The sequence below is a fragment of the Enterobacter sp. 168J2 genome (assembly GCF_034107265.1).
Taxonomy (GTDB): domain Bacteria; phylum Pseudomonadota; class Gammaproteobacteria; order Enterobacterales; family Enterobacteriaceae; genus Enterobacter; species Enterobacter nematophilus.
Window position 1 is genome coordinate 1,448,482 of sequence record NZ_JAWNEB010000001.1, and the last position, 25,420, is coordinate 1,473,901.

The window sequence follows — 25,420 nt, forward strand, 5'->3', positions numbered from 1 at the left end:
AGAAAAGAGGTTCGCATCTGTGACTGAGCGTAATTCTACGGATTCACCAGCCAGGTGCCCGGCTTGGTGATATCCAGCGTCTGGCTGCGCGTTCTCCCGTTGCCCTGCAGTTCAATCTTCGCCTCACCGGCTGGCAGCTTGAGCGAGGCATAGCCGTTGGTCGCCGGACGCAGCGCTTTTGGCTCGCCGTTCACTTTCAGCGTTTCACCGTCCTGGATACGGATATAGACCAGCGCAACAGGGCTCTCGACAGGCGGTGGCGTCTGTTGCGCCGCCTGCTCGCTCGCCTTCGCCGCTTCTGGCTTCACGTCTGGCGTGTTCGCAGCGGTTTCAGTCGGACGCGTCTCTGACGGGGCCTGTGCAGCCTGCTCAGGCGCATCATTGCCGCCGCTGAACAGCATCGCGCCGGCGACAACGCCCACCAGCACGCCCGCGGCAACCATGCCCGGGATCTTGTAACGCCGCCAGTCGAGTGCCGAAGCCGGCTTCTCTTCCTCAACCGGAACCAGCATGGTGCCGGTCTTTTTGGCGGTCAGCACATCGTTGATCCCGGCGACCGGCATCTCAATCAGCGCGGCGAATTCGTCGATAGACTGCGGACGATCCTCCATGTGCAGCGCCAGCGCGCGATCGATGGCCTGCAGCAGCGGGATGGAGTAGCCCTGCGGCATGATTTCAACCAGCGGTTTGCAGGTGTCCTGAATGGAGCGCACCACGCTGACCGGCGGCGGAGAGCCCACAATCAGGGTACGCAGCACCGCGCCGAGGGCGTAAATATCCGTCCACGGGCCCTGCTCGCTCTCGTTGTCGTCGGTGTACTGCTCAATCGGCGCAAAGCCGGGGCGCAGCATGGTTTCCGTTTCGTCAGAGAGGTTACCGATGGTGCGGCGCGCGGAGCCGAAATCGAGCAGCACCGGCAGGCCGTTATCCTGGATCTGAATGTTATCCAGAGAGATATCGCGGTGCAGATAGCCTTCGTCGTGGATGGTTTTGATCGCGCCGAACAGCATCGGCAGCGTGCGGCGGATCCAGGCCTCGTTGATCAGCTCCGGCTTTTCTTCGCGCAGGCGCGAAAGCGTGGTGCCGCTGTAAAACAGCGTCCCCATGTAGGCCGTGTCGTTTTGCACCCAGAAGCGCAGGACGTGCAGCAGGTTCGGATGGTTAAAACGCGCCAGCAGACGCGCTTCCTGGATGAAACTGTTCAGGCCCGCGGAAAACGCTTTGCCAAAACGCTCGCTGCGCAGCACCAGGGTCATGTCGTCGCCGCGCACGGCGAGCGAGGAAGGCATAAATTCTTTGATAGCGATAGTGCGTTCGAGCTGATGATCCCACGCGCGATAGACAATGCCGAAACCGCCGCCGCCGATCACCTCTTTGATTTCAAACTCGTTGAAGCGGTACCCGACCGGGAGCGCGTTTGGGACAGTCCGATTGTTATCATTATCCGTCATCTTTTACAGTTCTCTTGATGATTATTACGCGGCAAACTGACAGTGAAACTCGCCCTGCTCGCAGGTGACGTGCAGACGTCGGAACTGCTCGTCGCTGCGGCTGGCAGTAAGTAAGATCTGGCTCATCTGAGGCAGCAGGGTGTTAGTCAGGATAGCATCCACCATGCGGCCGCCGGACTCCACCTCGGTGCAGCGCTGAACAATCTGTTCCACCACGCTGTCGTCAAACTCAGAAACAATGCTGTGATTCTCTTCCAGACGACGCTGAATGCGCTTGAGCTGCAGGCGAACAATCTGCCCAAGCATCTCGTCGCTGAGCGGGTAGTACGGCACCACCAGCAGACGGCCCAGCAGCGCCGGCGGGAATACCTCCAGCAGCGGCTGGCGCAGCGCGCCGCTTAACGCGTCAGGCTCCGGCATCAGCTCCGGATCGGCGCACATGGCGCTTATCAGCTCGGTGCCCACGTTGGACGTCAGAATGATAATGGTGTTGCGGAAATCAATGTGGCGCCCCTCGCCGTCCTCCATCCAGCCCTTATCGAAGACCTGGAAGAAAATCTCATGTACGTCCGGGTGCGCTTTTTCAATTTCGTCCAGAAGAACCACGCTGTAGGGGCGGCGGCGCACGGCCTCGGTTAACACGCCGCCTTCACCATACCCTACGTATCCCGGAGGCGCACCTTTTAAGGTGGAAACGGTGTGCGCTTCCTGGAACTCGCTCATGTTGATGGTGATAACGTTCTGCTCGCCGCCGTACAGGGATTCCGCCAGCGCCAGCGCGGTTTCGGTTTTCCCGACGCCGGACGGGCCGCACAGCATAAATACGCCCACCGGTTTGTTCGGATCGTCCAGCTTCGCCCGCGAGGTTTTCACGCGGCGGGCAATGAGATCCAGCCCGTGACGCTGGCCGATAACGCGCTGGTTCAGCGTATCGGCGAGGTTGAGTACCGCGTCGATCTCGTTTTTCACCATCCGGCCCAGCGGGATCCCGGTCCAGTCAGAGACCACCGCGGCGACCACGTTTTCATCTACCGCCGCAAACAGCAGCGGCTCGTCACCCTGTAAGGCGTTCAGCGCCTGCTGCTGCTCCGCCAGCTGGCTGCGCAGCTCAGCGGTCTCTTCCTCGCCCGCCGCAAACAGCGCGGCGCGCAGGCGGATAATCTCCTGCACCAGGCTGCGCTCTTCTTCCCAGCGCCGGGACAGGGCTTCGCGTTTTGTTTCATACGCGTCGCGCTCTGTGGTTAATGCCGTTACGCGATCGGCATCACCGGCACCGACGCGGGCTTCACGTTCAGCGATCTCAATTTCCACCTCCAGCGCGGCAAGATGGCGCAGGCAGTCTTCCAGCTGCGCCGGCGGCGCGCTCTGGCTGACGGCCACGCGGGCGCAGGCGGTGTCGAGCAGCGCAACGGCTTTGTCCGGCAGCTGACGCGCCGGAATGTAGCGATGGGACAGCTTCACCGCCGCGCTGACCGCTTCGTCGAGCAGCAGGACCTGGTGGTGCGTCTCCAGCGGCGACACGGTGCTGCGCAGCATCAGAATCGCTTTCGCTTCGTCCGGCTCGTGAACCTGCACCGTCTGGAAACGACGGGTCAGCGCCGGGTCTTTCTCAATGTACTTTTTGTATTCCGCCCAGGTGGTGGCGCCGATGGTGCGCAGCTGACCGCGCGCCAGGGCCGGCTTCAGCAGGTTCGCCGCATCGCCGGTACCCTGCTGGCCGCCTGCGCCAATCAGGGTGTGGATCTCATCGATAAACAGAATAATCGGCGTGGCGCTGGACTGGACTTCGTTAATGAGCGCCTGCAGACGGGCTTCAAATTCGCCTTTCATGCCCGCGCCGGCCTGCAGCATGCCGATATCCAGCAGCCACAGCTGGATATTTTGCAGCGGCTCCGGGACGTCGCCGTCGGCGATACGCAGCGCCAGCCCTTCCACCACCGCCGTTTTCCCGACCCCGGCTTCCCCGGTCAGCAGCGGGTTGTTCTGGCGGCGGCGCATGAGGATATCCACCATCTGGCGGATCTCCTCGTCGCGCCCGACAACCGGGTCAATCTTCCCGTCGCGAGCGCGGGCGGTCAGGTCCTGGCCGTACTGGGCCAGCGTACCCTGCGCCGCTGGTACCGCACCCGCGGGCGCGTCGACGGCGGCAGCGGCCTGCTGCGTCTCTTTGCTGTTGGCGCAAATGGCATCGAACTGCTCAATCAGCACTTCGACGTTAAGACGGGTGAACTGCGCCGAAATGCTTTTCAGCACGTTCGCCAGGTTCCAGGTTTTCAGCATGCCGATCAGCAAATGGCCGCCGCGAATGCGGCTGACGCCAAACTTCAGCGAGCCGAAGACCCAGGCGCGCTCCACGGCGCTGTCGATATGTTCGGAGAGATCGGAAACGGAACTTGCGCCGCGCGGCAGGGCGTCCAGCGCCGCCACGATATCGCGCGTCAGCTGCTGTTCGTCGAGGGCAAAATGGCGGATGACCTGCTGCAGATCGCCATCCTGCTGCTGCATCAGCTGATGCAGCCAGTGCACCAGCTCAACATAGGGGTTGCCGCGCAGCTTGCAGAAGGCAGTCGCGCTTTCCAGAGAGGTAAATAACAGCGTATCCAGTTTGCCGAAAAGCACGGCACGGCTAATTTCTGACATGTTAGTTTCCATTAACAATGATTCGGTATACGGAAGGATTACCGCTCTGCGCGATACACCAGATCGCCACGCGGGACAGGCTGGGGTTGATGCCCCAGCCAGGTGTTATAGCCTAATCGCCCGGTGCCGCCGAGCGTGGTGCCCTGCACCGCGTCTTCACGCAGGATCACCCGTGTTTCCCATTCAAACTCAATCCCCGCGTACTGGCGCACCCAGTCGCGCAGCTCGGTGACCCACGCTTCGCCGGGCAGAAAACGGTTGTACTCCTGCGCGCTCAGCGGGCCAATCTCGATGCGAAACTTATGCTGCACGTCTCGCACCGCAACGCCGAGAAAAGCGGATTCCCCCATGCGCGGGATGCGGCGTCCTGCTCCCAGCTGCGCCTGCTCGCGCGCGGAGAGCGGCATCCACTGCGGCACGTTGCTCACCAGCTTAACCGGCGCTTTAAAATAGTTGCGCAGGATCTTCTCCAGCCCCTCCGGGTCCCGCCCGTGACGGGTCAGGTGCCCGGCGTGGGTAAAGCGGGCATGGGCGCTCAGGCTGCCCTTGTTCATCTGACCCGGCTGCCCCATGCCGATCAGCGACGCCAGGTAGCCTTCAAAACGCCTGTTGTCGGCGCGATCGAGGGAAACGGCGGGCTGTGCGTCCGCCCAGGCGCGGTAAAACAGCAGCGCCAGGCGATGATGGAACAGATCGGCAAACGCGCTGAGGCTGGTGTCCTGGTGATGATGAATACGCTCGCGGGCGTACTCGGTCATGTGCACCGGCAGCGGGCCGTTCGGGCCAAACAGGCCAAAGCTGAGGATCGACACCTCGTGCAGCCCGCTTTCCTCGCGCTGTCGTACCTGGGCCAGCGTCGACGGCGCAAAGCTCATGGAGGGCTGCTGGCCAATGCGCAGCGGCTCAAATTTCGGCAGCGGCGCGCGTCCCAGCGGGTAGCGCTCGCCGCCCTGGGCATCAATGCGCCTTAACAGCTGAAACAGATCGTAGCGCCAGGGCGTCTCGCGGACCCCGTGCCAGAACGTATCCGGCAGCTTCGTCAGGCGATGCACGCGCAGCGGTGCGGTGGCAGCGTCACTCATACCAGTGCCCTTTTACCCATGCGCGGCGCCCAGTAGCCTATCTCGCCGCGCTGCTGGCTTTTAAGAGTGAACTCCGTAAAGCTGTTGATGGAGACCAGACGGGCAAAGAGGCGCTCCATCACGCTGCCGAAAAGCCACGGGCTGGCGCCGGAAAACGCACGCTCGTCCACCGTCAGGGTGATGCCAATTCCGCGGGCGAAAACGACCGGGCCGGGCTCGGGCACGCGGCGGTGCACCGGCTCCAGCACGCAGTGGCGAACCCCCTCCACCTGACGCGCAACCGGCGTTTCGGCCAGATTGGCGTACAGCCCTAACAGCTGGCGCAGCGCCGCCGCCCCCTCTTCATTCTCGCTGTCCATCAGGCTGAGATAGTTCATCTGCAGCTGGCTGATGAGCCGCCAGGTGCTGAACCCTTCCGACAGCGCCGGACGCGGCGGCGTCGGGCCTTTGCGCAGAGTCAGGGATTTCACCGGCATGGAGTCGGCCATAATGAACTGCCCGAGCTCCTGCTGCAGCATCAGCGGCAGGTCGCGGCTGGTGCAGAGCACCTCGGCGGAGATGTAGCGCAGGTTTTCCTGCCACGGCGCATGCTGCTCATCCACCAGCGAGACAAAGACCTCCGAGCCGATATAGCCGGTACGGGTGCCGTAGCGCAGGGCATGCTCAGAGAGCACGCGCTGTTCCCGGCGCAGGGAAAAATAGGCCCCGTAGTTGCCCGCGTCGCCGCTCCAGGTGCTCCAGAAAGGACGAAACGTCTGGTCGTCGCGCTGGCCATCGGCGCTGCCAAATATTTTATTTACCGCGTAAATTTCGTAGTCCAGCGGGCGGATGTTATCGACCACCAGATGGTATTCATGCTGCCCTTCATTCAGCTTCTGCCGGGCCGCCACCTTCGGGAACAGGTTGATGACCGGCGTGCAGTGCAGCGCCAGATGGCTGGCGTCGACCACGCGCTCCAGCTGTTCATCCGTCTTATCCAGCAGAATGAAAATATCGAAGGCTTTTTCGCTTTCACAGCGCTGGATAAGCGCGCCCAGACTGCTCAGGCTGATAAAGCGGAAGCGGGCCGGAAAGGCAAAATACTCCTGCAGCAGACGGTAGCCGTCAAAGTTGCGCAGATCGTCCGGGAGCAGCGCCTGGTCCGGGGCAAAGCCCTCCTGACGCAGCGCATCCGTTGCCAGCAGCTGTCGCTGCGGCTGCGGGCTGACCGTCTGACAGACAATCCCGGCGTGGTGCTCCATGACCAGCTCCAGCAGCTTCAGCGCCTCAATGTCCGGGCCGCTGAGGAAAAACTCCAGCCGGTCAAAATTCAGGTGCCCGAGGTTTTGCGGGCCGTCGCAGGCAATGCGGATCCGCAGGGCGCTGTTGATCCCCCGCTGGCTTAAGCCGAGCTGCGCCAGCGGCAGGTCAGCGGGCACGCCGCCAAGTTCCACTTTGTCGATTTTCAGCGGCAGCAGATTAACCTCGTGCGCGGTGGTATAGCTGCAGGTTACGCCGGTTTTCTTCAGCGCCAGGCTGTCCATCATGGTGCCGCGCGGCACGATAAAGCCGTTGCTCAGATCGCCGCGGCTGCTGTCGGGCTCAATTTCCGCAATCGCCATTGAAGGCGTGGGCGCAAGGTAGTTCGGCGCGATCATCTCCAGCAGACGCTGTGAGAAGCGCGGAAACTCCGCGTCCATTTTCATCTGCACGCGAGAGGTCAGAAACGCGAAACCTTCCATCAGGCGTTCGGTGTACGGGTCCGCCACTTCGATGCCGCGCATGCCCAGCCGCCCGGCGACCTTCGGATAGCGTTCGGCAAACTCGGCCCCCATTTCGCGCAGGTAGGCCAGCTCACGGTTGTAATATTCGAGCAGTTTACTTTCCATGATTACCCCGCATCTTTCAGTTCAAAATGGCCGTTTTCCAGATCGACATCGGTGCGAAACAGAAACTCCAGCGGGTACGGCACACACCATAAGCGCCCTTTGATCTCGATGGAGAGCACGTTGTGCAGATCCAGCGAGGAGGTATCCGACACGCAGCGGACCTGCAGCCCCTGGGGCAAAATGCGCGGTTCGAAATTGATGATGGCCTCGGTGAGCTTGCGCTGAATATCGTGCCATTCAATATCCGACATTCTCTTCCCGGCGAGCGGCGCGACGCCAAAGTTAATCACCGAGCGGCTCACGTGCGGCAAGGCGCTCAAATCGCCGGAGGCATCGTGATTGATGGTGTTAAACAGCCACTGCAGATCCCGCAGCACGTTACGACGCAGCGCAGCGTGGGTGATCAGGTTGCTGTTAGCCGGCTCGCGCTTTTTTTCCGGGTCGTTATCGGTGAGGCGATCGAGCAGCGACGGCTGCATTTTGTCGCGCGCCCCCACCTTTTCCTGCCTGCTGCGGGCTTGCCAGCCGCTGCGCAGCAGATCGCCTTCGCCAGCGGGATTACTCATCGGCTCCATCCGTCGCAAACGACACGAGGCTTAAGGACAGCAGCGGGCTTTCGCTTTGCTCGCTGAGCCAGGCTTTCTGGCCCATCCCTTCGTACAGGGTGCCGTCCTCGTCGAGCGGGCGCCACTCGGTAGTGCGGCCCAGTTTGATCGCATCCGAAGCCTCGGCAGCAAACGGGTAACGCGCCGGGATCTGACACACCTGCTCCGTACCGTCGGTCAGGCGCACCAGCGCGTGACGCCAGACCAGGTCGGTCACGCTCGCCGGGGCCTGGAAACGGATCTCAGCGATAGCGTTAAACGGCAGCCAGAAATAACGGCCGTTCACAATGGTTTCGCACACCGGGCCGAGACGGGCATCGCCGTCCATCAGCCAGTCAAATGCCTGTGTTTCATCGTTTTCGAGGGTGACGTGACCGGGGGTGGCCTGCGCCTGGTCAAGCGCTTCAAGGCGCAGCGACCGGGCTCGATCGCCCTCCTCGTTCAGCGCTGCGGCCAGGGTGGTTAGCCACGGCCACTGGGCTTCAGGCATGGCCGGACGCGCCTGCCCCGCCATCACCTGCGCGCGCTGCAGCTCGCCCTGAATGGACTGCTCCAGCAGCGTGACGGCCGGCTTCGCCTGCGGCTTCAGCGCCAGCCAGCTTTTCAGCTGGGTCAGCGCGCGCGTCCAGTTGCCGCTGAGGGTTAAAAACTGCACGAACGCGGCGCGGAGGTCGGCATCCGCCGGACGGGCTTTGATTTCTGCTTCGAGGCGCGCCAGCGCGTCGTTGAGCGTTTCACCCGCCAGGTGTTGATAGAGCGTATTCATAGCCATTCCTTAATTCGCCGCGCGCCAGGCGCCCACTGCCGGATCGCGCAGCTGAGGGCGCAGGGTATCAATCAGAACGATATTCAGCTGAGTGCCGGGTGCGACCCAGGCACTCCAGGTTTTCTTCACCGCCGCAATACGCGCCTGCAGCTTTGCATCGTCGCTGGCGGTTTCGCGGGAAATTTCTACCGCCACCGTGCCGTTGCTCTTCCAGCTGTTCAGGGTGCTGTCGTAAGGCAGGATCATCCAGCTCTGGTCGCTATCAGGGGTGCTGAATACCATGCGCTCTTTGTTAACGGAGGTGATAAGCGCGTTTTCCGGATCGGCACTCTGATTCAGCCCCATCACCGGGAAGCCGTGAATGTAGGTCACCGCCATCTCTTTTTGACCGCCGTTGCGGGACTGAGAGATAACGGTGTGACCGCTCAGCCAGCTGCCGTTACCGCAGCGGGTGGTGTCAGAATCTGGAATAAAGAGCGCCGGAGCGGACGCGCCGCCCTCCCAGAAGGTGCGCAGGTGGCAGCCGTCCTGCAGAGTAAACTCCTGCCACGGCGTGCGGTCCGCGGCAACCGTATGGGCGGCAACGTTCTGATCCGGAGGCAATAACGCGCCGCTGGAAGTGGTCGTGGTGACGGCAGGCGCAGCCTGCTGCTGTTTCACCACCAGCGCCCATTCCTGCGCTTTGGCTGCCGTGCCCTGCGCCAGCGTTGTCCCCTCGGGATCGTTGAGCGTCCAGCTGAGTTTATTCAGTTTGCTGCACTGGTGTTCCAGCAGCGAACCAAGACGCGGCACAAAGTTTTCCAGCACAGAGACGTCTTTCTTGCCGTTCGCCACAATGCGCAGCGCCACCTCTGGCTTACACCAGCTCTGCGGAGTGTTGTCTTTGATATTGTCGATCCAGATATCCAGCTTCTGCGCAGGAGACTGCACGATGCGGAAATTCTCAGCCTGCGCGGTGGAGGTCACCGCCAGAAGTGCCAAACCCGATAGCCAAAGTTTCATATCGTTCCTTGTGTGTCTAATCAGTTCCGCAGGGAAGAAATTGTGCTGCGTCAGATAGGGTATGCAGCAAAGTGGTGTCCTGAGGGTTGCCCATCCATACCGCCAGGGCGGTATAGTTATCCTGCGCATTCCCCTCCTGTTCGCCATTCTTTTGAATGATTTGGTTCATTAAGGTCAGCCACTCCTGCGGCGTATTGACCATGTGCAGCGACTGCTTCATTTGCTCTTCGCTGACGCCGTGCCAGAACCCGTCGGTGCAGAGTAAAAAGGCATCGCCGTCTTCCACCTGCACCACGTCGCTGTAGCTCGCTTCCGGTCCGCCGTTTTCAATTCCCAGCGCCAGATAAAGCAGGTTGCTGTTGAGATCGTCCGTCTGATGCCCGGCATCCTTCATCTGCTGCACCAGGCTGTGGTCCGTGGTGACGTGCCACAGCCATCCCCGGCGAAACAGGTACAGGCGGCTGTCGCCGGCATGCGCCCAGTACGCCAGCCCGTAGTCACGGTCAATGAACAGGCTGACCAGCGTCGTGCCCATCCGGCGATAGTCCTGAACGGCCTGCTGTTCGCTCAGAATGGTGCGGTTCGCCGTCTGCACGTAGTCGCGGATATGCTGCGCGTTGAGGTGCTTGTCGCCATCGAAGCGGGAGATAATGCTGTTGCGGGCCAGTTCCGCGGCGACTTCACCACCGGGCAGACCCGCAATGCCGTCGCAGACGACAAAGCAGGCCGAACGTTCCCCTATGGTTTCTCCCGTCTGATCCTGGTTGCTGGCGCGCGTCCCCTGGCGGGAGAGAGAAGCGGTTGCGATATTCATTTGTCTTCCGATCCGCTCTGTGAGTCTTTGTACTGATTCACCTCCATGTCATACGCATGAAGGAAGGCTTCGCCGAACAGGGTGTGGAAGTCATCCTCAATTTCGCCCGCCGTTTCGCCATAGCTGCGAACAAAATAGTCCCACAGGGCGGCCTTGCGGCTGCCCGGCAGCGCCAGACGCGAGGTCATGCCGTTCTGCTTCGCCTGCTCCTCCAGCTGTTCCGGGTTAAACGACTGCAGCATCGCGGCGATGATGGCGCGGATACCGGAGATCATCCCCAGCTGGTGCGCCTGAAGGTCGATCAGCGCGTCGCGCACCGACTTGGTCGGCGGCATAAAGCCCGGCATCGGGGTGCCGAACATCTGAATTAAGACGGTTTTTCCGGTCGGCAACAGCTTGAACGGGTTGTTGGCATCGTCCAGCACCATGGTCATATCGGCTTTTACGCCGCGTTTCAGGATGGAGCGAGACGAGAGCAGCGCCACGGTCCCCTGCGAGAACATGCCCAGAATCTGCCCCAGCTGACGCATATTTTCCCGGTCAAACTGCGGAACGGGCTGCATTTCGCTCAGGCCCATGCCTTCAAGCAGCGCCTGCAGCAGCTCGCCCTGCAGCACTTCACCCTTCTCGCCGTTATTCGCGCTGGCGGTTGGAGATGCCGCGTTATTGACCGGGTCGATGCGCAGGCGCCCCTTCGGTGCCTGAGCGCTGCTGCGCGCAACGGCCTGCGGCGTAGGCATGGTGAAGCCTGCGTAATCAGGCCGCGCGGGCTCTTCTTCACGCGGCGATTCCTGCGGCTCTGGAGCGAACAGCGGAGAATCGGCAAGGACGTCCTCTTCCTGCTCCGGTTCAGGCGCTGGGGCTGGCTTTTCGTCAGCAATGTCATCCGGGTGGGTTAACGGCGCCCCGCCCAACAGCCCGAGCGGGTCATCATTGCGCGCGGCTGGCGCGCTGGCCTTTCCACCGAACAGCGCCAGCGGGTCAAGCTCGTCCACCGCGTCTTCTTTAGGGGCGGGTTGACCCTCAACCGGCGGCACCAGCGTGGAAGGCGTCACGTCGTCAAAAATGCTCTCTTTTTTGAACAGAGCTTCGTCGCTGAACAGCGTGTCCGGGTCGACGTTCTTACGCTCAAGCGTTGGATCGCTGTCGTTGAACATCGCGAGCGGATCTTCGGCATTACGCTCCGGCGCTGCGGGCTGGGAGAACGGATCCTGTGAGGCCGCAGGCTGGGGTTTTGCGCGGTTGCTGGAGATGCTGTCGGAGATGGAGAACTCCTGCATCAGGCTGTCCCAGATTTCGGACGGCACGGCGGTCGGTTCCGCCTTACCGCGTGGCGCGGGGTTAGCAGGCTTCGCTTGCGCTGCGGGCGCAGCGGGTGCGGCTGTCGGACGTGACTGCTGCTGCATGCTGGCCGCCATACGGCTTATCGGCTGCGTATCGTGGATCAGTTCGGTCACTTCGATACGGTAGTCATCAATACCGAGGATGTCGCCATCCTGGAGTTCAACCTGACGTCCCCGCTCCAGCGGAATATCATTTAATACCACGCGGGTGACGCTGCCACGGTTGGTGACGCGGCATTCGCCCTGGGCGTCGACGTGGACAATGGCCTGCAAACGCGAGATGGTGCGGTCATTGTCCGGCAATACCAGATTGTTATCCGTACCGCGCCCAATGGTGCCGCCCGGGGCGTAAAAATCACAGCTGCTCTGCGGCGGCTGATGACCGGGTTTCGTAGAAATAATCGTGAATCGCATGGCGTATTCCTGCTGGTATGATTAGCGCTCAAACGCTGCCGCTCTCGGGACGAGAACGGCGGCGTTTGGGGCCGCTTCCGTTGCTTCTATTTTGCGGTTTTAAGCGGACGAATCGCGTCGCTGTTGGCGATTAAACTGCACTTCAATACCTGATAATGACCCGACTGAGTACCGCCCACGTTTTCTTTCAGTAAAGTTGCAATCACCTTGTCAGCTTTTTCAAAATTTTCAGCAGGCAGATCGCTTGCTTCAAGCCATGCGGCCGCGCTGGCCTCTGCATCATCTTTCAGACTTTTACTGTCCGCGATCTTACTGATGCACCGATTTTGCACCCAGTTATCAAAAATTTGTTGCTGAGAAAAAGCGCTGACGGCAGGCAGCGTTTGGGCATAAACAACAGAGGCATTTAATGCCAATACGAACAGCAGTAAACGTTTCATTTCAGGCTCCAGAATGTGGCGTTGGTAGGAATAAATGAACCATTACCAGGCGAACCAAGGAAATGACAGTCATCAGAACAAATATTACCATTCCAGAGTGTTACATGACCGGTTGCGTCGCTCCAGCCATGCCCGGTAAAGATGATAATGCCTTGCTTGCCTGCAAATTGCGCTGGCGTGGGGGAAGAGACCGACATATCTGCATTGCCCAGCACCGTGGGTAGAAATGCAATCATATCTTTAACGCGGAACATATAGCGCTTTTTGTCGTTTCCGGTCACTGTCGCATATTTACTGTTAGAAGGAATTGGAATTCCACAGTAATTTAAAACGTAACTCATACGAATTGGGCAGGCATTTTTAAAGATACCGGCGTCGATATTATGCTGAACTTTTCCACCCAATAATTTGCCAACCTGTTCTACGTTTACGTTCACTTCTCTGAAACGGTTCCAGGCGGCACCAAAAGCAGGACGCATATGAGACATCTCGTTTCTCCTTGATAAGAAGCTCAGGGTAAAGTGAGCCCTTTCGGGCCCACTATTATTATGCTTCTTTGTTTTCTTTGATATTCCAGCCAGCGCTGCTTTCAGCACCTTTACCACCCGACGTGGTCTGCTCCCAGTACTGCTGTTTCACTTTCGCAGCCTGGAATGCGTAGGTCACACCAACGGTATCGCCGTTGTCTGCACCGGTGTACTGAACGGAAGTCACCAGCACATCTTCCAGCGTAATGCGGGAATATTCCACCTGCTGGCCACCCGCTTTACATACGGACAGCTCAACCTTAGTCAGGTGTTTACCGCTGGCGCAGTGTTTCAGAATAGCTGTGGTGGATTTGTCGATCAGCGCGTTAACGTGCAGGTCGTTAAAGTTAACTTTACCGGCACCGCCGCCACCGCCAACGCTCATATTACCTGGCTGGGAAGCGCCCCAGGAGAAGGAGGTAATATCAGTCCAGCCGGTGTGGTTAGAATCTTTAGATTCGCCCGTAACACCCTCGACCTTCAGAAACATATCAATAGCCATAATATCTACTCTTCGTGGATGAACAATATTGCTTTCGAAAAAGCACTTATATGGCAAACAGGAAAGCATGGGGCTGAATAAAACCGTCCATATTTTACCTCTGCCTCATATCAAATGACCCGTGTCATTTGACAGTCTTACATTCCCCCTGAATGAACGGAAAGAATGTGAAGTCTTAATTACTAAACCCTGCATTACCGGGAATTATTTTTTGATTTCATACGGACAGAGATTTTTGAGGAAAACTGAACAACCACTGCAGCCGTATTTTCCCCCTCACCCCAGCCCTCTCCCTCAAGGGAGAGGGAGCTGTCCGTGCCTTCATCACGCGTCTTTCGTCTTCAGCGACGGCAGTTTAGAAACCAGACGCAGAGAAACGGTCAGACCTTCCAGCTGGTAGTGCGGACGCAGGAAGAACTTCGCGGCGTAATAGCCCGGGTTGTCTTCGATCTCCTGCACCTGCACTTCCGCCGCCGCCAGCGGTTTACGGGACTTGGTCTCCTGAGAGGAGTTAGCCGGGTCGCCGTCGACGTAGTTCATCACCCAGTCGTTCAGCCAGCGCTCCATCTCTTCGCGCTCGCGGAAGGAGCCGATTTTGTCGCGCACGATGCACTTCAGGTAGTGAGCAAAGCGGCAGCAGGCGAACAGGTACGGCAGACGAGAGGCCAGACGCGCGTTGGCGGTGGCATCCGGGTCGTGGTACTCGGCCGGTTTTTGCAGAGACTGCGCGCCAATAAAGGCCGCAAAGTCGGAGTTTTTGCGGTGAACCAGCGGCATAAAGCCGTTTTTCGCAAGCTCGGCTTCGCGGCGGTCGCTGATGGCGATCTCGGTCGGGCACTTCATGTCCACGCCGCCGTCATCGCTCGGGAAGGTGTGGCACGGCAGGTTTTCCACCGCCCCGCCGGACTCCACGCCGCGAATCGAGGTGCACCAGCCGTACTCTTTGAAGGAGCGGTTGATGTTCGCTGCCATCGCATAGGCCGCGTTCGCCCACGAGTAGCTGTTGTGGTTCGCGCCGTCGGTCTGCTCTTCGAAATCAAAGCTGTCCACCGGGTTGGTGCGAATGCCGTACGGCAGGCGCGACAGGAAGCGCGGCATCACCAGCCCCAGATAGCGGGCATCTTCGGATTCACGCAGCGAACGCCAGGCGGCGTATTCGGTGTTCTGGAAGATCTTGGTCAGGTCGCGCGGGTTAGCCAGCTCCTGCCAGGACTCCATCTGCATTACGCCCGGTGCGGTACCGGTGATGAACGGACAGTGCGCCGCAGAGCCGATGCGCGCCATCTCGCCCAGCAGCTCAACGTCCTGCGGGCTGTGGTCGAAGTAATAGTCGCCCACGATGCAGCCAAACGGCTCGCCGCCGAACTGACCGTACTCCTGCTCGTAGATTTTCTTGAAGATCGGGCTCTGGTCCCAGCCCACGCCCTTAAAGCGTTTCAGGGTGCGGCCAAGCTCCTGCTTGGAGATGCTCATAAAGCGGATCTTCAGCATCTCGTCAGTTTCTGTATTGTTCACCAGGTAGCTCAGACCGCGCCAGGCGCTCTCCAGCTTCTGAAACTCTTCGTGGTGAATAATCTGGTTCACCTGCTGCGACAGCTGCTCGTCGATACCGGCGATCAGGTTCTGAATGGTGCGGTAGGTGTCGTTCGAGAAGGTAACGGTATTTTCCAGCGCCTGCTGCGCCAGGGTCTTGACCGCGCTCTCCACGGCGGAACGCGCCTGATCGGTTTTCGGGCGGAACTCTTTGTTCAGCAGCGCGCTGAACTCATCCTGGCTGAACGCCTGACCCGCCTGCTGCTCATGTTGTTGAGTCTGGTTGCTCATGATTATTCCTCGCTACCTTTCGCACTGTCGTCATTTTTCGGCAGCTGGCTCAGAGATTTGAGCAGCGTCGGATCCTGCAGAATTTTAGCGATAAGCTCTTCCGCGCCGTTTTTGCCGTCCATATAGGTGAGCAGGTTGGAGAGCTGTGTACGGGCTTCCAGCAGCTTGTTCAGCGGCTCAACCTTGCGGGCCACCGCGTCCGGCAGGAAGTCGTCCATGCTGTCGAAGGTCAGATCCACGTTGAGCTTACCTTCGCCGGTAAGGGTGTTATCCACCTGGAACGCCACGCGCGGCTTCAGCGCCTTCATGCGTTCGTCAAAGTTGTCGATGTCGATTTCAAGGAATTTACGCTCGTCGACGGCCGGCAGGTTTTCTACCGGTTTGCCGACCAGATCGGCCATAACGCCCATCACGAACGGCAGCTGAATCTTACGTTCTGCACCGTAGATCTCTACGTCGTACTCGATCTGCACGCGGGGGGCACGGTTACGTGCGATGAATTTCTGCCCACTGTTACTCATTGCCATGATGTTCTCCATCAAAGATGCGCGGTGAAGGTGAAACGGCAGGCTCCATGCCTGTCGTCATAATGCCTGGACGCGTTATTCGCGGCGTCCAAAGATGTTTTCCAGTTGGTTAACGCCGTCTGGCGCCAGGTCGCGAATAATGTCCATGAAGTTAAGTTCTGACAGCCGCTGCACCCGTTCAATCATCAGCGGCGCGGGGTGGCTCGGTTCGTACTGCGCAAAATACTGCTTCGCTTTTTCCAGCATCAGCTGGGCGTCGGCGCGGCTGGTGACCTGCACGCTGCGCCAGTCGGTTACCGGCTGAACGGGCTGCGCTGCCGCAGGCTGCGGCTCAGCGTGCTGTTCAGCCTGCGCATCGCGGTTCGGCAGCAGCTTGCTGATGTCGGTCACCTGACAGGCGCTGGCGACCAGTCCCACGGTCTTCAGCAGCTGTTCCATTTCCGGTACGCCGCTTTCACCGAGATGCCCGGTAAGCAGCTCGCGGATGGCCAGCAGCCGCTCGTTAATCACAATGACAGCCGCGGTCCCCGGCTGGTCGCCGCGGGCCAGCTCGTCAATCAGCCGCGGACGGCCGCCCGGATAGTCCGGACACTCGGTTTTACTGCCGTCCAGCAGCGCCTGGGCATCCCGCAGCGAAATTTCATCGCCGTTTGAACGCAGCAGCGAGGCGTTACGTACCGCGACGGTGAGCTCGGATTTATCGCTCAGCCCCGCCAGGGCGTTAATGCGGTAGAACGGGTCGGTTTCGCCATACTCTTCCAGCAGCGGATAGAGCGGCTCCCAGTAGCGCGCGATCGCCTCCTGCACCAGCAGCAGACCGTCCGCGTAGCCCGCAAGGCCGCGACGGCGGGTCCAGGCGTGGGTTAACGCCAGCATCACGCGAAGATCTTTGGTGCGGCTCAGCAGGCTGGTGGCCAGTTTTTCTACCGTGTTCCAGTCCGCAGGCTCTGCCGGAATGATGGTGTCGCCAAATTGCTGTTCCGCTTTGCCCTGGCATGCCTGGTTCATCGCCTGGAAGTCAGCGTCATATTCCAGATTGTCGCCACAGGGCTTGTCGGAGCTTATTGGCGCGAGAAATTCTTCGATATTCATACGTTCCCTGCTTATTCAAACATGGGCGGATAGAGACCGTGACGTCCCGGACGGGCGCCCCCTGCCGGGTCGAACAGCAGGGTGAAAAGCTGCCCGGTGAAGTTGCCGCTGTGAACGTGGGTGTACAGCGGGTATCCGTCGCAGCGGTTGGTCCACCAGTAGCTGGTCTGACGCAGCGGGTCAAAACACTCTGCCGCCTGCGGCCAGCCCAGCGTGCTTTGGCCATCCTCGTCGTAGCCAATCACGTCGAGGATGTCGGAACGCTTCTGCGGCTCGACGGGCTGCGGCGCCGGAATGGACATCAGCATCTCATCCAGCTGCGAGGCGGAAAAGCTGTTGCGCACCGCGTGCAGCCCCAGACGACCAATTTGCTGATACCAGCTCTCCGCCTGGCTGAGCAGGCTGGTCGACCATTCTGACGGGGCGAAGCTCAGCTGAATGCAAACCGGGTACTGTCGGCCGACGCTGTCGCGGCCGGGCAGCAGGCAGCCCATCTGGATCATCTGGCTGCCCAGCATCGGCGGGACGACGAAGTTCCAGACCGGAGCTTTGGTGAACTGGCGTTCGCCGCTGCGCTGCTCTTCCTGCTGCCAGGCCAGCAGGCCAACCTGAAACCAGTGCGACCACTGGCGCTGTAAGGTGTCAGGAAAGCGACGCTGCAGGAAATCTCCGGCGCTGGGTAATTTGCCATACCAGCTGTAGCGGTTCATCGCAGGGGTATTCGTCATACGGCTGTCCTTGCGGTTATGGGCATGAGAAACGGGGAAGCTGGAACGGGTTGCGAATGCTGTTTGGCGCGAACTCCAGCGTGACCTGATGTCCGTCAACGTTGAAGGTGGCCTGACGGCTCAGGCTTCCCGCGCCCGGGCTGGTGCTCGCTTTGTCGAAAAAGCGGTTAAGCGCCCAGGAGCCGTTGGTCGTAAGCGTCGCGGTGCTGCCGTTAGCCAGCCCCAGCTGCATACGGACCTGGTTGGTGCCGCCCGGCCCCGGCCAGTTCATGATCTGTACGGCCTGCGGGCCGTGGCTGTATCGCAGCAGCTGGCCGTCGACGTCCAGGGTCAGGTTCAGAATGGTGTTATCCATTCGCACGGTGCGAACCGTTACCTTGAAAGACGGCGTGGTTGCGCCGTTAGCAAAGAAAGCGTCGCGAATCGACTGGGCCTGCTGGAACGGCCTCAGCAGCCCTTCGCTGCCCGGCAGGGTTTTACCGTCGATGCCCGGCATAAAGCGCCAGTTCGCCTGCGTGGTATCCACTTTGTTGGTCAGGTTGTCGCGAAAGAAGGTGTCCATCAGCCCGGTACCCGGCGCAAACATGCGGGCGAGATCGTCCGGCGTCACCTCGGTGCTGGCGCTGCGCACCAGCGGGTAGCGACCGGCAATTGCCTGACGGCAGAAACCGCCGACTTCGACGTTAATGCGCTTGCGCACGTTTTCCAGATCGCGGCGTTGGGTATCGCTGCTGGCCCCCACCGCCATGTTGCTGAACATGGTTTGCAGCCCGCCCGGCAGACGACCGGCGCTGGCCTGCAGACGGCTGATCGCCTCGCCGCCCGGTGCCGGCATGCCGCTGTTGGCGGCGTCCTGCACGGCGGTCAGGTAGCGATAAAGCTCGTCTACCTGCTTAAGAAAATCATCAAAGACGATGGTCTTGCCGCCCTTTTCCAGCGGCTGGGCCAGCTCAATCATCGGCGCGTAGTGGTCCGTCACCAGCTGCTCCGGGGCCTGAGTCATCGCGGCGGCATGCGTCGGGGCATTGTCATTATTGCTGAACAGCGCTTCCAGCGTGCGGGTGGCGCGGTTGCTCTGCGCCTGCGCTTTACCGGCATCTTCCGGTGCCGGGGCATCGCGGGAGAGCGTCAGCACCTGGCTCAGGTTCTGCACCAGACGGCGCAGGGGCGAATTTGCGCCAGAGAGCAGGCGCGCGGTGTTGATGCGCTGGGAAAGATCGGCGCTGTTGTTTAGCTGGATGTCGGCGAGAAAACGATCCCAGTTCGCAATAAAGTCGCGCATGTAGAGCTGGCGCACGGCGTTATCGATCTGCTGTTTATCTTCCTGCGCGGTCGCGGCGCCCAGCACCCAGGCGTCGTCTTCATGCAGGGCGGTCGTCACGCTGTCAATCTGGCTGTTAAAGCTTTTCCAGTAACCGTCCGGCGTATAAAGACCCGGCACGCCTTCGCTCACCGGCTTGCCGCTTTTGCGGGAAAACACGAGCTCGCTCTGCGGCCCGCCCAGGTCGGAAAGAGAGACCGGCTTGAGGTTGTCGTCATGTTCCAGCAGGCGCTTCAGGCGACCGTATACGCGGGTTGAAAGCGGCTGCTGGTTAATGAGCGCTCTTTCACGCGCCACCAGGGATTCGTCCTGAGCGTACGGCGAGGCCTGAATTTTCGGCTCCAGCAGCTGGGTGAGATGCCATTCGAGCTGCTGCAGCTGCGCCTTCGTGACGTTTTGCGGCAGGTTGCGCTGCAGGTTGAGCATCACCCAGGAGTGCAGGAATTTACCGTCGTAGTGCTTCGGCTGATAGAGCATCTGATAGGCTTTCAGCGCCTCATAGCTATACTCCACGTCGCTGCCGTTGTCGTTGCGCAGCCAGGTGGTAATGTGCATCGCAACGGCAGGCAACAGAAGCTGATCCAGCGCCTTCTGGTACAGGGACTGGGAAGCATCGCTGACGTCATCCCCACGGTATAGCCCCATGCGGCGGGAGACTGGCGGATCGTTGACATCAAACGCGTCGCTTTTCGGCAGGTCCACCAGGCCATTCAGCAGAGGCAGCAGATCGAACAGGTCACGCTGCGGCTGGTTTTGCAGCGCTTTGCTCTGCTGGTCCAGCAGCGGCACCTTCGCATCCACCTCTTCCAGATAGGCTTTGTTCTTGGCATAGCTGGTCAGCCACAGCCCGCCGAGGATCGCCAGCAGGGCCAGCAGCGCCGCGTAGCCGGACCAGATCACCGCCCGGTTGCGCAGCTCCCACCAGCGGTTTTCCCCGGCGATCCCGGCTTCCTGGAAAATAACGTTTTGCAGTAGGTTCTTGATGAAGAAGCTCTGGCCCTTCGCGCCCGGGATTGGCGCCTCTTTGCTGACCGAATCCCAGTTATCGCTCTCTGCCCCTTCCGGCAGGGAGAGCGCGCGGTTTAGTTCGCCCATTACGCGGTCGAACGGCATGCCTTCCTGCGTCCCGCTGGCGAAGTAGATCCCGCGCGGCGAGAACTCGGTTTCGAAGTTGGAGCGGGCGAAGACCGTGCTCAGGTAGTCCGCCAGCAGCGGACGCAGCGCGGCGAACTCCTGCGGGAAGAGATACGCTTCGGCGCGGGTTTTCGCATCATGCTCTTTGAGCATGGTTTCCGGCAGCCCGGCATCAAGGCGCTGCTGGAGCAGAGAAAACTCCTGCTGGAAGTTGCCCATCAGGTCGTAATCGGCGTGTTTAGTCTGCTCCCACGGCAGCGTAAAGCCCCAGATCTGGTCGCGCTGCGCTTTATCGTAGTCGGCAAACCAGGCGCGGAAGCCTTTGAGCAGGTCGGCCTTGGTCACCATCACGTACACCGGGAAGCGGATACCCAGCTGTTCATGCAGTTCGGACAGGCGCTGGCGCAGGTTCACCGCCTGCTGGCGGGACGCCTCGGCAGACTGGGTCAGCAGGTCCGAAATGCTGATCGTGACGATAACGCCGTTGATCGGCTGGCGGCGACGGTACTTGCGCAGTAATCCCATGAACTGCAGCCATTCACCGGCATCCTGCGCCTGCTCGCTCTCCTGTGTGGTATAGCGACCCGCGGTGTCCAGCAGCACGGCCTCGTTGGTGAACCACCAGTCGCAGTTGCGCGTGCCGCCAATACCGCGCAGCGCGGTTTTACCGAAACGGTCGGCCAGCGGGAACTGCAGCCCGGAGTTCACCAGCGCCGTGGTTTTACCGGAGCCCGGCGCGCCGATAATGACGTACCACGGCAACTGATAGAGATATTGCGAGCTGAAGCGCTGCGTCCACTGGGCGCCCTGGCCCGCCTTGCTGAAGTGCGCTTTTTTAAGCATCTGCGCGGCTTCATCAAAACGGCTGGCGAGGATCTGCTCCTCGCTGTTCAGGCGCTGCTGCGGATCCGCCGCCTCCGGGCTGGCGGTGTTCTCGTTGAGCTTGTCCATCAGCTTGCGGTTCAGCCAGGCGTTATAAAGACGCGGCAGAATATGGCCCTGCGCCCACAGCAGGTAGACCACGGCGATACTGATGATGCGGTTCTGTTCGGATTCGAGCGGTCGGGTGTCCACGATGGACAACAGCGGACCAATCATCCAGATCACCGCCGCCAGCGCCGTTACGCCGAGGAAGCTCCACAGAATGCGGTTGGTCAGAATGGAAAGAAGTGTAGTCAGCATCCTTAGTTTCCTTGCGGCAATCCGTTCAGCTCGGCCTGCGTGTTTTCAGGCGACACCAGCAGAGTAATTTCCACACGGCGGTTACGGGCGCGGTTTTCCGGCGTCGTGTTCGGCGCTACCGGGTTAATCTCGCCCCGCCCTTCCGCCTTCACACGGCCGGGCTGAGAGAGGCTTCCCTGCAGCATTTTCTGTACGGATCGCGCGCGTTCCAGTGAGAGCTCGTAATTAGAGGCAAAGCGCGCGCTGCGGATCGGCACGTTATCGCTGTAGCCCACCACCAGAATTTTGCCGCTGACGTTGTTCATCGCCTGCGCAATGCGGTTGATGACCGGTTCATAGCGGTCGCGCACGACGGTCGAAGCGGAGGCAAACAGCCCGTCGCCCTTCAGGATCACGACGCTGCGATCCGCTTCGTCTTTCACCGCCACCAGGCCCGCCTCGATTTCAGGCTTCAGGAAGCCGCGCAGGTTAAGCACCGCGGGCAGCTGGCGCGCCGGCTGCTGGATGGTGGTTTCCGGCAGCTGGGACTGATAAATCTTCGCCAGCACCGGGCTGGTGTTGTCGCCAAGGCGCCAGTTAAGCACGATATAAAACAGGCAGGCGATAAACCCGGCCAGCGCCACGCAGGCCCACAGAGGAACCATCGGCCGCCACAGCTTGCGAAGCACCGGGCGATCTTCCGGATGGGGAGAAAGCGGCGGCGGATAGCTGCCGCGCACGCCGCGGATCATCTGCCACAGCCGCTGCTTGATGGTTTCAAGCTGGGTACGGCCATTGTCCAGCACCCGGTAGCGCCCCTCGAAGCCGAGCAGCAGGCAGTAGTTGATCATCTCCAGCAGGAGAATATGCTCGCGCGGGTTCTGCGACAGGCGCGCCAGCAGCTGAAAGAACTTCTCGCCGCCCCAGGTTTCGTTATGGAACGTCACCAGCAGGCCATTGCTGGACCAGACGCCGCTGCTGCCCCAGGGGGTAAGCGCGGCGGCCTCGTCCAGCGCCGTGCACAGGCAGTAGCGCGCCCCGACGATCACTTCGTAGGGCAGCCCCGCCTGCTGACAGCGGACTTCAAAACGGCGAATCTCATCAATCAGGCGCTGGCGTAACGCCACCTGATCGTCATGTGATACCGAATGACGGATCTGCGGAATCGCATTGAGCAGCGGATTGGCGGCCGCCACCAGCGGGTTGTTGCTACTGGCTCCGGTAAACGCGGCATCACTGCCGGTGTCCTGTCGTTCCTGCATATTAAGCGCTCGCTTTATTATTCTGTCGGGCTACGGATGGCCCAAAACTCCATATCCAGCCCCGGGAATTCACCCGCAAGATGCAGGGCGAATGCGCCGGACTTATCCATCTCGTGCCACAGCTCGCTGCCCTTCTCCAGCTCGAAGTAGCTGTAGCCGGCATGCCACGGGATCTGCGGCGGCGCGACAGGCATGGCGCGCAGCATAATGCCCGGTAGCTGAAGCTGAACCAGATCGCGAATTTTCGACACCGGCGCGATTTTCATCTGCGCCGGGAAATGGGTTTGCAGATGGTCGCCAGGCACGTTGGCTTTCACCGCCAGCACGAAGCCAAATTCGCGCACCATGCTGGTTTCAGGAACGGTGGCGATGTTCAGGCCATGCGAGCGCTCGTTAAGCGGCAGCTGGATCGCGTGATCTTCCATCACCAGCGCCAGCCCCTGGCGCAGCATCAGCATCAGCTTGCTGAAGCAGTTCGCCAGATCGTCGTGATCGTAAATCGGCAGCACGCTCTCGGTGGTGCGCTGCGACGTCCAGGTCGTGAGTTCGGTGGCAAACGGCAGCCAGCTGCGCCAGAGGGTTTCCGGGTGCAGCAGCGGCAGCGTTTTTAAATGTGAAACCTCGCCCAGATGACGGTTCACCAGCGAGAGCAGCGTAAATTCAATCAGTTCGGAGGTGTTAAAGCGGCCAGGCTGGCGCAGGCGGCCGCCAATCTGCTGGCTACGCTGCACCAGCAGGCCGTGCAGATCGTTGATCATGCTGTAGATCTGCGGGCTGTTATTGGCGTTCAGCATCGGCGGGATGTAGCTGTTGTCCAGCCGCACGTGGTTGTCGTTGCGTTTTTCCGTCACAAACGCCACGCCGATGGCTGTCCATTCTGCCGTGAGGTCTTTTTCCAGCATCAGCGTCAGGCGCAGGCGGCCAAACTGGACGGTGGCATCCCCCACCGACATGGCGTTATCGTCCTCCACCTCCTGCTCAAACGCGACGAAGCGCGCCAGCGAGGCCGGCTCTTCGCTGAAAATCACCTCTTCCCGCTCGCCGCGACGAACCGGCAGCGCGAGCACCACCTTTTCGTTGGTGAGATTGTCAGGAATTTTTAGCGGCGCGGGACCATTGCGTCCGTTGCGTACCTGGAAAAAGGTGCCGTCCGGCAGTAACCCGCTGCAGTAGCTCAGGGCAATGCAGCCCTGGCGAAGCATCGCTTCGTCCAGTTCTACGTCGAGAAAGCCCCAGAGATAGGAACGCTGCAGCGCACCCCACTCACGAACATGGTTGAGCAGATAACTTTCAGTCCGCTGAAAATGGTGTGGACGCAGGAACATGCCTTCGGTCCAGACGACCTTTTCTGCTTTGGTCATGATGATGTGTTTCCTGTTGTGAAGCGCGTTACTGGCTGATGACCCGAATGCCGTTTACGTCGAGAAAAACGTTGGCCTGGAGTTCATCCGCGGACCATTTCCAGAACTGGTAGATATGATTTTCGCCTGGCACAGGCAGCGGGAGTGAAACGCGCCATTTTTTACCGTCCAGCTTCTGATATTCCGCCATCACGCCGATGTAGCGCGCCTCGGGATCGCTCTGACCGCTGAGGGTTTTGGAGAGCTGTCCCGGCATCAGGAAGAAAACATCGCTGTTCAGCAGATTCGCGCCAAGCGTTGCTGACGCGTTGTTCTGCAGGGAATAGAAGTCGCTGGACATGAAATCCGCATCGGATTTCAACAACAGCACCCGGACTTTAAGTGGCGCAGAATCATTGATTTGTGGATGAGCCTGAAACTGCAGATTGTAGCGGGAAGGGTCGCTGTGTGAAGACGACGTACAACCACTGACAAGGGCGAAAATCGCCGCGTAAAAGACTAACCACAGCCGATGAAACTTTTTATTATTCATAAAAATACGCCCACGAAAGCCGTTTAGTTCAGGATCCAGGTACCGTTAGCGCTGTCTTTACAGGCTTTGCTGTTGCCATCCACATCGACGCAGGTCGCTTTTTTACGCGCCTTAGGACGAATGGCCTGTTTACGAACGGTGGCTTCGTACTGGTCGGCTTTGATAACGGCACGCATCGGGACGTAGCCAATCAGCTGGTCGTTCCCCTCATCGGCGAGCGCCATCCAGTAGTGTTCAACCTGCCCCAGCACGACATAGGTTTTTCCGGTTTCCAGCGTACGGATAACCTTTCCGCCAAAATCAGGACGGCTCATCAGGGAGGCCGGATACATGGCGCGATAGGGCTCGTTAAGCTGGGTGAATTCCGTTGGCGGCACCACGGCGTGACGGTGGGTCAGGGTGACACCGTTGACCTGGCTGGTCACGATCGTGTCGTCGGTGATTGCCGGTTTCTGTGGCGCTTTACAGCCCGCCACCGCCATTACAAACAGAAGTGAAAACAGTACGCGCATTTTCATATGCTTTTCCGTAGCGATATTTTGATGATGGAGATAAGGGGATGAAATTTGACTTAGGTGCTATTGTTAAAATAGTCAGGATAATTTCGGTGTGTTACTAATTTAAAGGCATAGCTACCGCACGAGCCCTTCAGAATAAGGCCCAGCGTCTTCCTGACATATTTTGACAAACGGTAAACAAGTTTACATGAGCTTTGCTTCAATTCAATATTTACCGCCTCGTAAGTGGTGGTAATTGAAGCAGTCGAAACATTATAGGATTTATCTGATAAAAAAACCCGTAATGACCTGGTTCTACTTATTTCATCAACTTATAACCACATAACCCAATGTTATTAAAGCAGAAAAAACAAAAGATAACTGATTTCATTAACGCATTAATGCTATTATCGCCACTACCATAATTAGTAGAATTGTCGTTTTGGTGATATCAGAAGAATATATCGACGATGAATTATTTGTTGCACTAACAGGGTAACTTTAATAATACCTGCATTACCTGACAA

General features: G+C 59.6%; 21 protein-coding genes. All 21 read right to left on the minus strand.

Going from position 1 to position 25,420, the window contains the following annotated elements; all coding sequences use genetic code 11:
• Nucleotides 1–35: 35 nt before the first annotated feature.
• Nucleotides 36–1,451, minus strand: a complete 1,416-nt coding sequence (locus tag USG84_RS06965; protein ID WP_253542375.1) for a serine/threonine protein kinase — start codon at nucleotides 1,449–1,451, stop codon at nucleotides 36–38.
• A gap of 24 nt (nucleotides 1,452–1,475) precedes the next feature.
• Nucleotides 1,476–4,091 (minus strand): type VI secretion system ATPase TssH, encoded by a 2,616-nt coding sequence (gene tssH / locus USG84_RS06970; RefSeq protein ID WP_253542377.1) that lies wholly within the window; start codon nucleotides 4,089–4,091, stop codon nucleotides 1,476–1,478.
• A 38-nt stretch (nucleotides 4,092–4,129) separates the two neighbouring features.
• Nucleotides 4,130–5,173, minus strand: coding sequence for a type VI secretion system baseplate subunit TssG (gene tssG / locus USG84_RS06975; RefSeq protein WP_061097941.1), 1,044 nt, complete (start codon nucleotides 5,171–5,173; stop codon nucleotides 4,130–4,132).
• The gene (gene tssF / locus USG84_RS06980) at nucleotides 5,170–7,041 is read right to left on the minus strand and encodes a type VI secretion system baseplate subunit TssF (RefSeq protein ID WP_253542380.1); all 1,872 of its coding nucleotides are present in this window, start codon (nucleotides 7,039–7,041) and stop codon (nucleotides 5,170–5,172) included. The genes tssG and tssF overlap by 4 nt, the downstream gene beginning before the upstream one ends.
• Before the next feature lie 2 nt (nucleotides 7,042–7,043).
• Nucleotides 7,044–7,607, minus strand: coding sequence for a type VI secretion system baseplate subunit TssE (tssE, locus tag USG84_RS06985; RefSeq protein WP_116339346.1), 564 nt, complete (start codon nucleotides 7,605–7,607; stop codon nucleotides 7,044–7,046).
• A complete protein-coding gene (locus tag USG84_RS06990; RefSeq protein ID WP_151412501.1) occupies nucleotides 7,600–8,412 on the minus strand; it encodes a type VI secretion system accessory protein TagJ in 813 nt (270 codons plus the stop codon). The genes tssE and USG84_RS06990 overlap by 8 nt, the downstream gene beginning before the upstream one ends.
• 9 nt (nucleotides 8,413–8,421) lie before the next feature.
• On the minus strand, nucleotides 8,422–9,414 hold the full coding sequence (locus USG84_RS06995) for a hypothetical protein (RefSeq protein ID WP_061097938.1): 993 nt from the start codon (nucleotides 9,412–9,414) through the stop codon (nucleotides 8,422–8,424).
• A gap of 16 nt (nucleotides 9,415–9,430) precedes the next feature.
• Nucleotides 9,431–10,228, minus strand: a complete 798-nt coding sequence (locus USG84_RS07000; protein ID WP_023336024.1) for a PP2C family protein-serine/threonine phosphatase — start codon at nucleotides 10,226–10,228, stop codon at nucleotides 9,431–9,433.
• The gene (gene tagH / locus USG84_RS07005; protein ID WP_253542384.1) at nucleotides 10,225–11,985 is read right to left on the minus strand and encodes a type VI secretion system-associated FHA domain protein TagH; all 1,761 of its coding nucleotides are present in this window, start codon (nucleotides 11,983–11,985) and stop codon (nucleotides 10,225–10,227) included. The genes USG84_RS07000 and tagH overlap by 4 nt, the downstream gene beginning before the upstream one ends.
• A gap of 86 nt (nucleotides 11,986–12,071) precedes the next feature.
• Nucleotides 12,072–12,425 carry a T6SS amidase immunity protein Tai4 family protein gene (locus tag USG84_RS07010; RefSeq protein ID WP_151412500.1) on the minus strand — a complete coding sequence of 118 codons (354 nt, stop codon included), beginning with the start codon at nucleotides 12,423–12,425 and terminating at the stop codon, nucleotides 12,072–12,074.
• Nucleotides 12,422–12,913: a type VI secretion system amidase effector protein Tae4 gene (locus USG84_RS07015; protein ID WP_023330611.1), complete on the minus strand. Its 492-nt coding sequence runs from the start codon at nucleotides 12,911–12,913 to the stop codon at nucleotides 12,422–12,424. The genes USG84_RS07010 and USG84_RS07015 overlap by 4 nt, the downstream gene beginning before the upstream one ends.
• A 58-nt stretch (nucleotides 12,914–12,971) precedes the next feature.
• Nucleotides 12,972–13,454 (minus strand): Hcp family type VI secretion system effector, encoded by a 483-nt coding sequence (locus tag USG84_RS07020; protein WP_008502640.1) that lies wholly within the window; start codon nucleotides 13,452–13,454, stop codon nucleotides 12,972–12,974.
• 324 nt (nucleotides 13,455–13,778) lie between these two features.
• Nucleotides 13,779–15,278 carry a type VI secretion system contractile sheath large subunit gene (gene tssC / locus USG84_RS07025; protein WP_014884232.1) on the minus strand — a complete coding sequence of 500 codons (1,500 nt, stop codon included), beginning with the start codon at nucleotides 15,276–15,278 and terminating at the stop codon, nucleotides 13,779–13,781.
• A gap of 2 nt (nucleotides 15,279–15,280) precedes the next feature.
• A complete protein-coding gene (gene tssB / locus USG84_RS07030) occupies nucleotides 15,281–15,805 on the minus strand; it encodes a type VI secretion system contractile sheath small subunit (RefSeq protein WP_061099651.1) in 525 nt (174 codons plus the stop codon).
• A gap of 75 nt (nucleotides 15,806–15,880) precedes the next feature.
• Entirely contained in the window at nucleotides 15,881–16,897 is a 1,017-nt protein-coding gene (tssA, locus tag USG84_RS07035; protein ID WP_320738217.1) for a type VI secretion system protein TssA, read from the minus strand.
• A gap of 11 nt (nucleotides 16,898–16,908) precedes the next feature.
• Nucleotides 16,909–17,625, minus strand: a complete 717-nt coding sequence (gene tagF, locus USG84_RS07040; RefSeq protein WP_028013492.1) for a type VI secretion system-associated protein TagF — start codon at nucleotides 17,623–17,625, stop codon at nucleotides 16,909–16,911.
• Between the two features lie 16 nt (nucleotides 17,626–17,641).
• Nucleotides 17,642–21,262 carry a type VI secretion system membrane subunit TssM gene (gene tssM / locus USG84_RS07045; protein WP_253542391.1) on the minus strand — a complete coding sequence of 1,207 codons (3,621 nt, stop codon included), beginning with the start codon at nucleotides 21,260–21,262 and terminating at the stop codon, nucleotides 17,642–17,644.
• Between the two features lie 2 nt (nucleotides 21,263–21,264).
• On the minus strand, nucleotides 21,265–22,503 hold the full coding sequence (locus tag USG84_RS07050; protein ID WP_061097933.1) for a DotU family type VI secretion system protein: 1,239 nt from the start codon (nucleotides 22,501–22,503) through the stop codon (nucleotides 21,265–21,267).
• A gap of 17 nt (nucleotides 22,504–22,520) precedes the next feature.
• A complete protein-coding gene (tssK, locus tag USG84_RS07055; RefSeq protein WP_061097932.1) occupies nucleotides 22,521–23,864 on the minus strand; it encodes a type VI secretion system baseplate subunit TssK in 1,344 nt (447 codons plus the stop codon).
• A 28-nt stretch (nucleotides 23,865–23,892) separates the two neighbouring features.
• A complete protein-coding gene (gene tssJ / locus USG84_RS07060; RefSeq protein ID WP_028013495.1) occupies nucleotides 23,893–24,396 on the minus strand; it encodes a type VI secretion system lipoprotein TssJ in 504 nt (167 codons plus the stop codon).
• 23 nt (nucleotides 24,397–24,419) lie between these two features.
• Nucleotides 24,420–24,914 (minus strand): hypothetical protein, encoded by a 495-nt coding sequence (locus USG84_RS07065; protein WP_045260279.1) that lies wholly within the window; start codon nucleotides 24,912–24,914, stop codon nucleotides 24,420–24,422.
• Nucleotides 24,915–25,420: the final 506 nt, after the last annotated feature.

What these genes read in the sequence shown, in the direction of transcription:
- USG84_RS06965 (WP_253542375.1), bottom strand. Translation starts at nt 1,451, where the DNA reads ATGACGGATAATGATAACAATCGGACTGTCCCAAACGCGCTCCCGGTC.
- tssH (WP_253542377.1), bottom strand. Translation starts at nt 4,091, where the DNA reads ATGTCAGAAATTAGCCGTGCCGTGCTTTTCGGCAAACTGGATACGCTG.
- tssG (WP_061097941.1), bottom strand. Translation starts at nt 5,173, where the DNA reads ATGAGTGACGCTGCCACCGCACCGCTGCGCGTGCATCGCCTGACGAAG.
- tssF (WP_253542380.1), bottom strand. Translation starts at nt 7,041, where the DNA reads ATGGAAAGTAAACTGCTCGAATATTACAACCGTGAGCTGGCCTACCTG.
- tssE (WP_116339346.1), bottom strand. Translation starts at nt 7,607, where the DNA reads ATGAGTAATCCCGCTGGCGAAGGCGATCTGCTGCGCAGCGGCTGGCAA.
- USG84_RS06990 (WP_151412501.1), bottom strand. Translation starts at nt 8,412, where the DNA reads ATGAATACGCTCTATCAACACCTGGCGGGTGAAACGCTCAACGACGCG.
- USG84_RS06995 (WP_061097938.1), bottom strand. Translation starts at nt 9,414, where the DNA reads ATGAAACTTTGGCTATCGGGTTTGGCACTTCTGGCGGTGACCTCCACC.
- USG84_RS07000 (WP_023336024.1), bottom strand. Translation starts at nt 10,228, where the DNA reads ATGAATATCGCAACCGCTTCTCTCTCCCGCCAGGGGACGCGCGCCAGC.
- tagH (WP_253542384.1), bottom strand. Translation starts at nt 11,985, where the DNA reads ATGCGATTCACGATTATTTCTACGAAACCCGGTCATCAGCCGCCGCAG.
- USG84_RS07010 (WP_151412500.1), bottom strand. Translation starts at nt 12,425, where the DNA reads ATGAAACGTTTACTGCTGTTCGTATTGGCATTAAATGCCTCTGTTGTT.
- USG84_RS07015 (WP_023330611.1), bottom strand. Translation starts at nt 12,913, where the DNA reads ATGTCTCATATGCGTCCTGCTTTTGGTGCCGCCTGGAACCGTTTCAGA.
- USG84_RS07020 (WP_008502640.1), bottom strand. Translation starts at nt 13,454, where the DNA reads ATGGCTATTGATATGTTTCTGAAGGTCGAGGGTGTTACGGGCGAATCT.
- tssC (WP_014884232.1), bottom strand. Translation starts at nt 15,278, where the DNA reads ATGAGCAACCAGACTCAACAACATGAGCAGCAGGCGGGTCAGGCGTTC.
- tssB (WP_061099651.1), bottom strand. Translation starts at nt 15,805, where the DNA reads ATGGCAATGAGTAACAGTGGGCAGAAATTCATCGCACGTAACCGTGCC.
- tssA (WP_320738217.1), bottom strand. Translation starts at nt 16,897, where the DNA reads ATGAATATCGAAGAATTTCTCGCGCCAATAAGCTCCGACAAGCCCTGT.
- tagF (WP_028013492.1), bottom strand. Translation starts at nt 17,625, where the DNA reads ATGACGAATACCCCTGCGATGAACCGCTACAGCTGGTATGGCAAATTA.
- tssM (WP_253542391.1), bottom strand. Translation starts at nt 21,262, where the DNA reads ATGCTGACTACACTTCTTTCCATTCTGACCAACCGCATTCTGTGGAGC.
- USG84_RS07050 (WP_061097933.1), bottom strand. Translation starts at nt 22,503, where the DNA reads ATGCAGGAACGACAGGACACCGGCAGTGATGCCGCGTTTACCGGAGCC.
- tssK (WP_061097932.1), bottom strand. Translation starts at nt 23,864, where the DNA reads ATGACCAAAGCAGAAAAGGTCGTCTGGACCGAAGGCATGTTCCTGCGT.
- tssJ (WP_028013495.1), bottom strand. Translation starts at nt 24,396, where the DNA reads ATGAATAATAAAAAGTTTCATCGGCTGTGGTTAGTCTTTTACGCGGCG.
- USG84_RS07065 (WP_045260279.1), bottom strand. Translation starts at nt 24,914, where the DNA reads ATGAAAATGCGCGTACTGTTTTCACTTCTGTTTGTAATGGCGGTGGCG.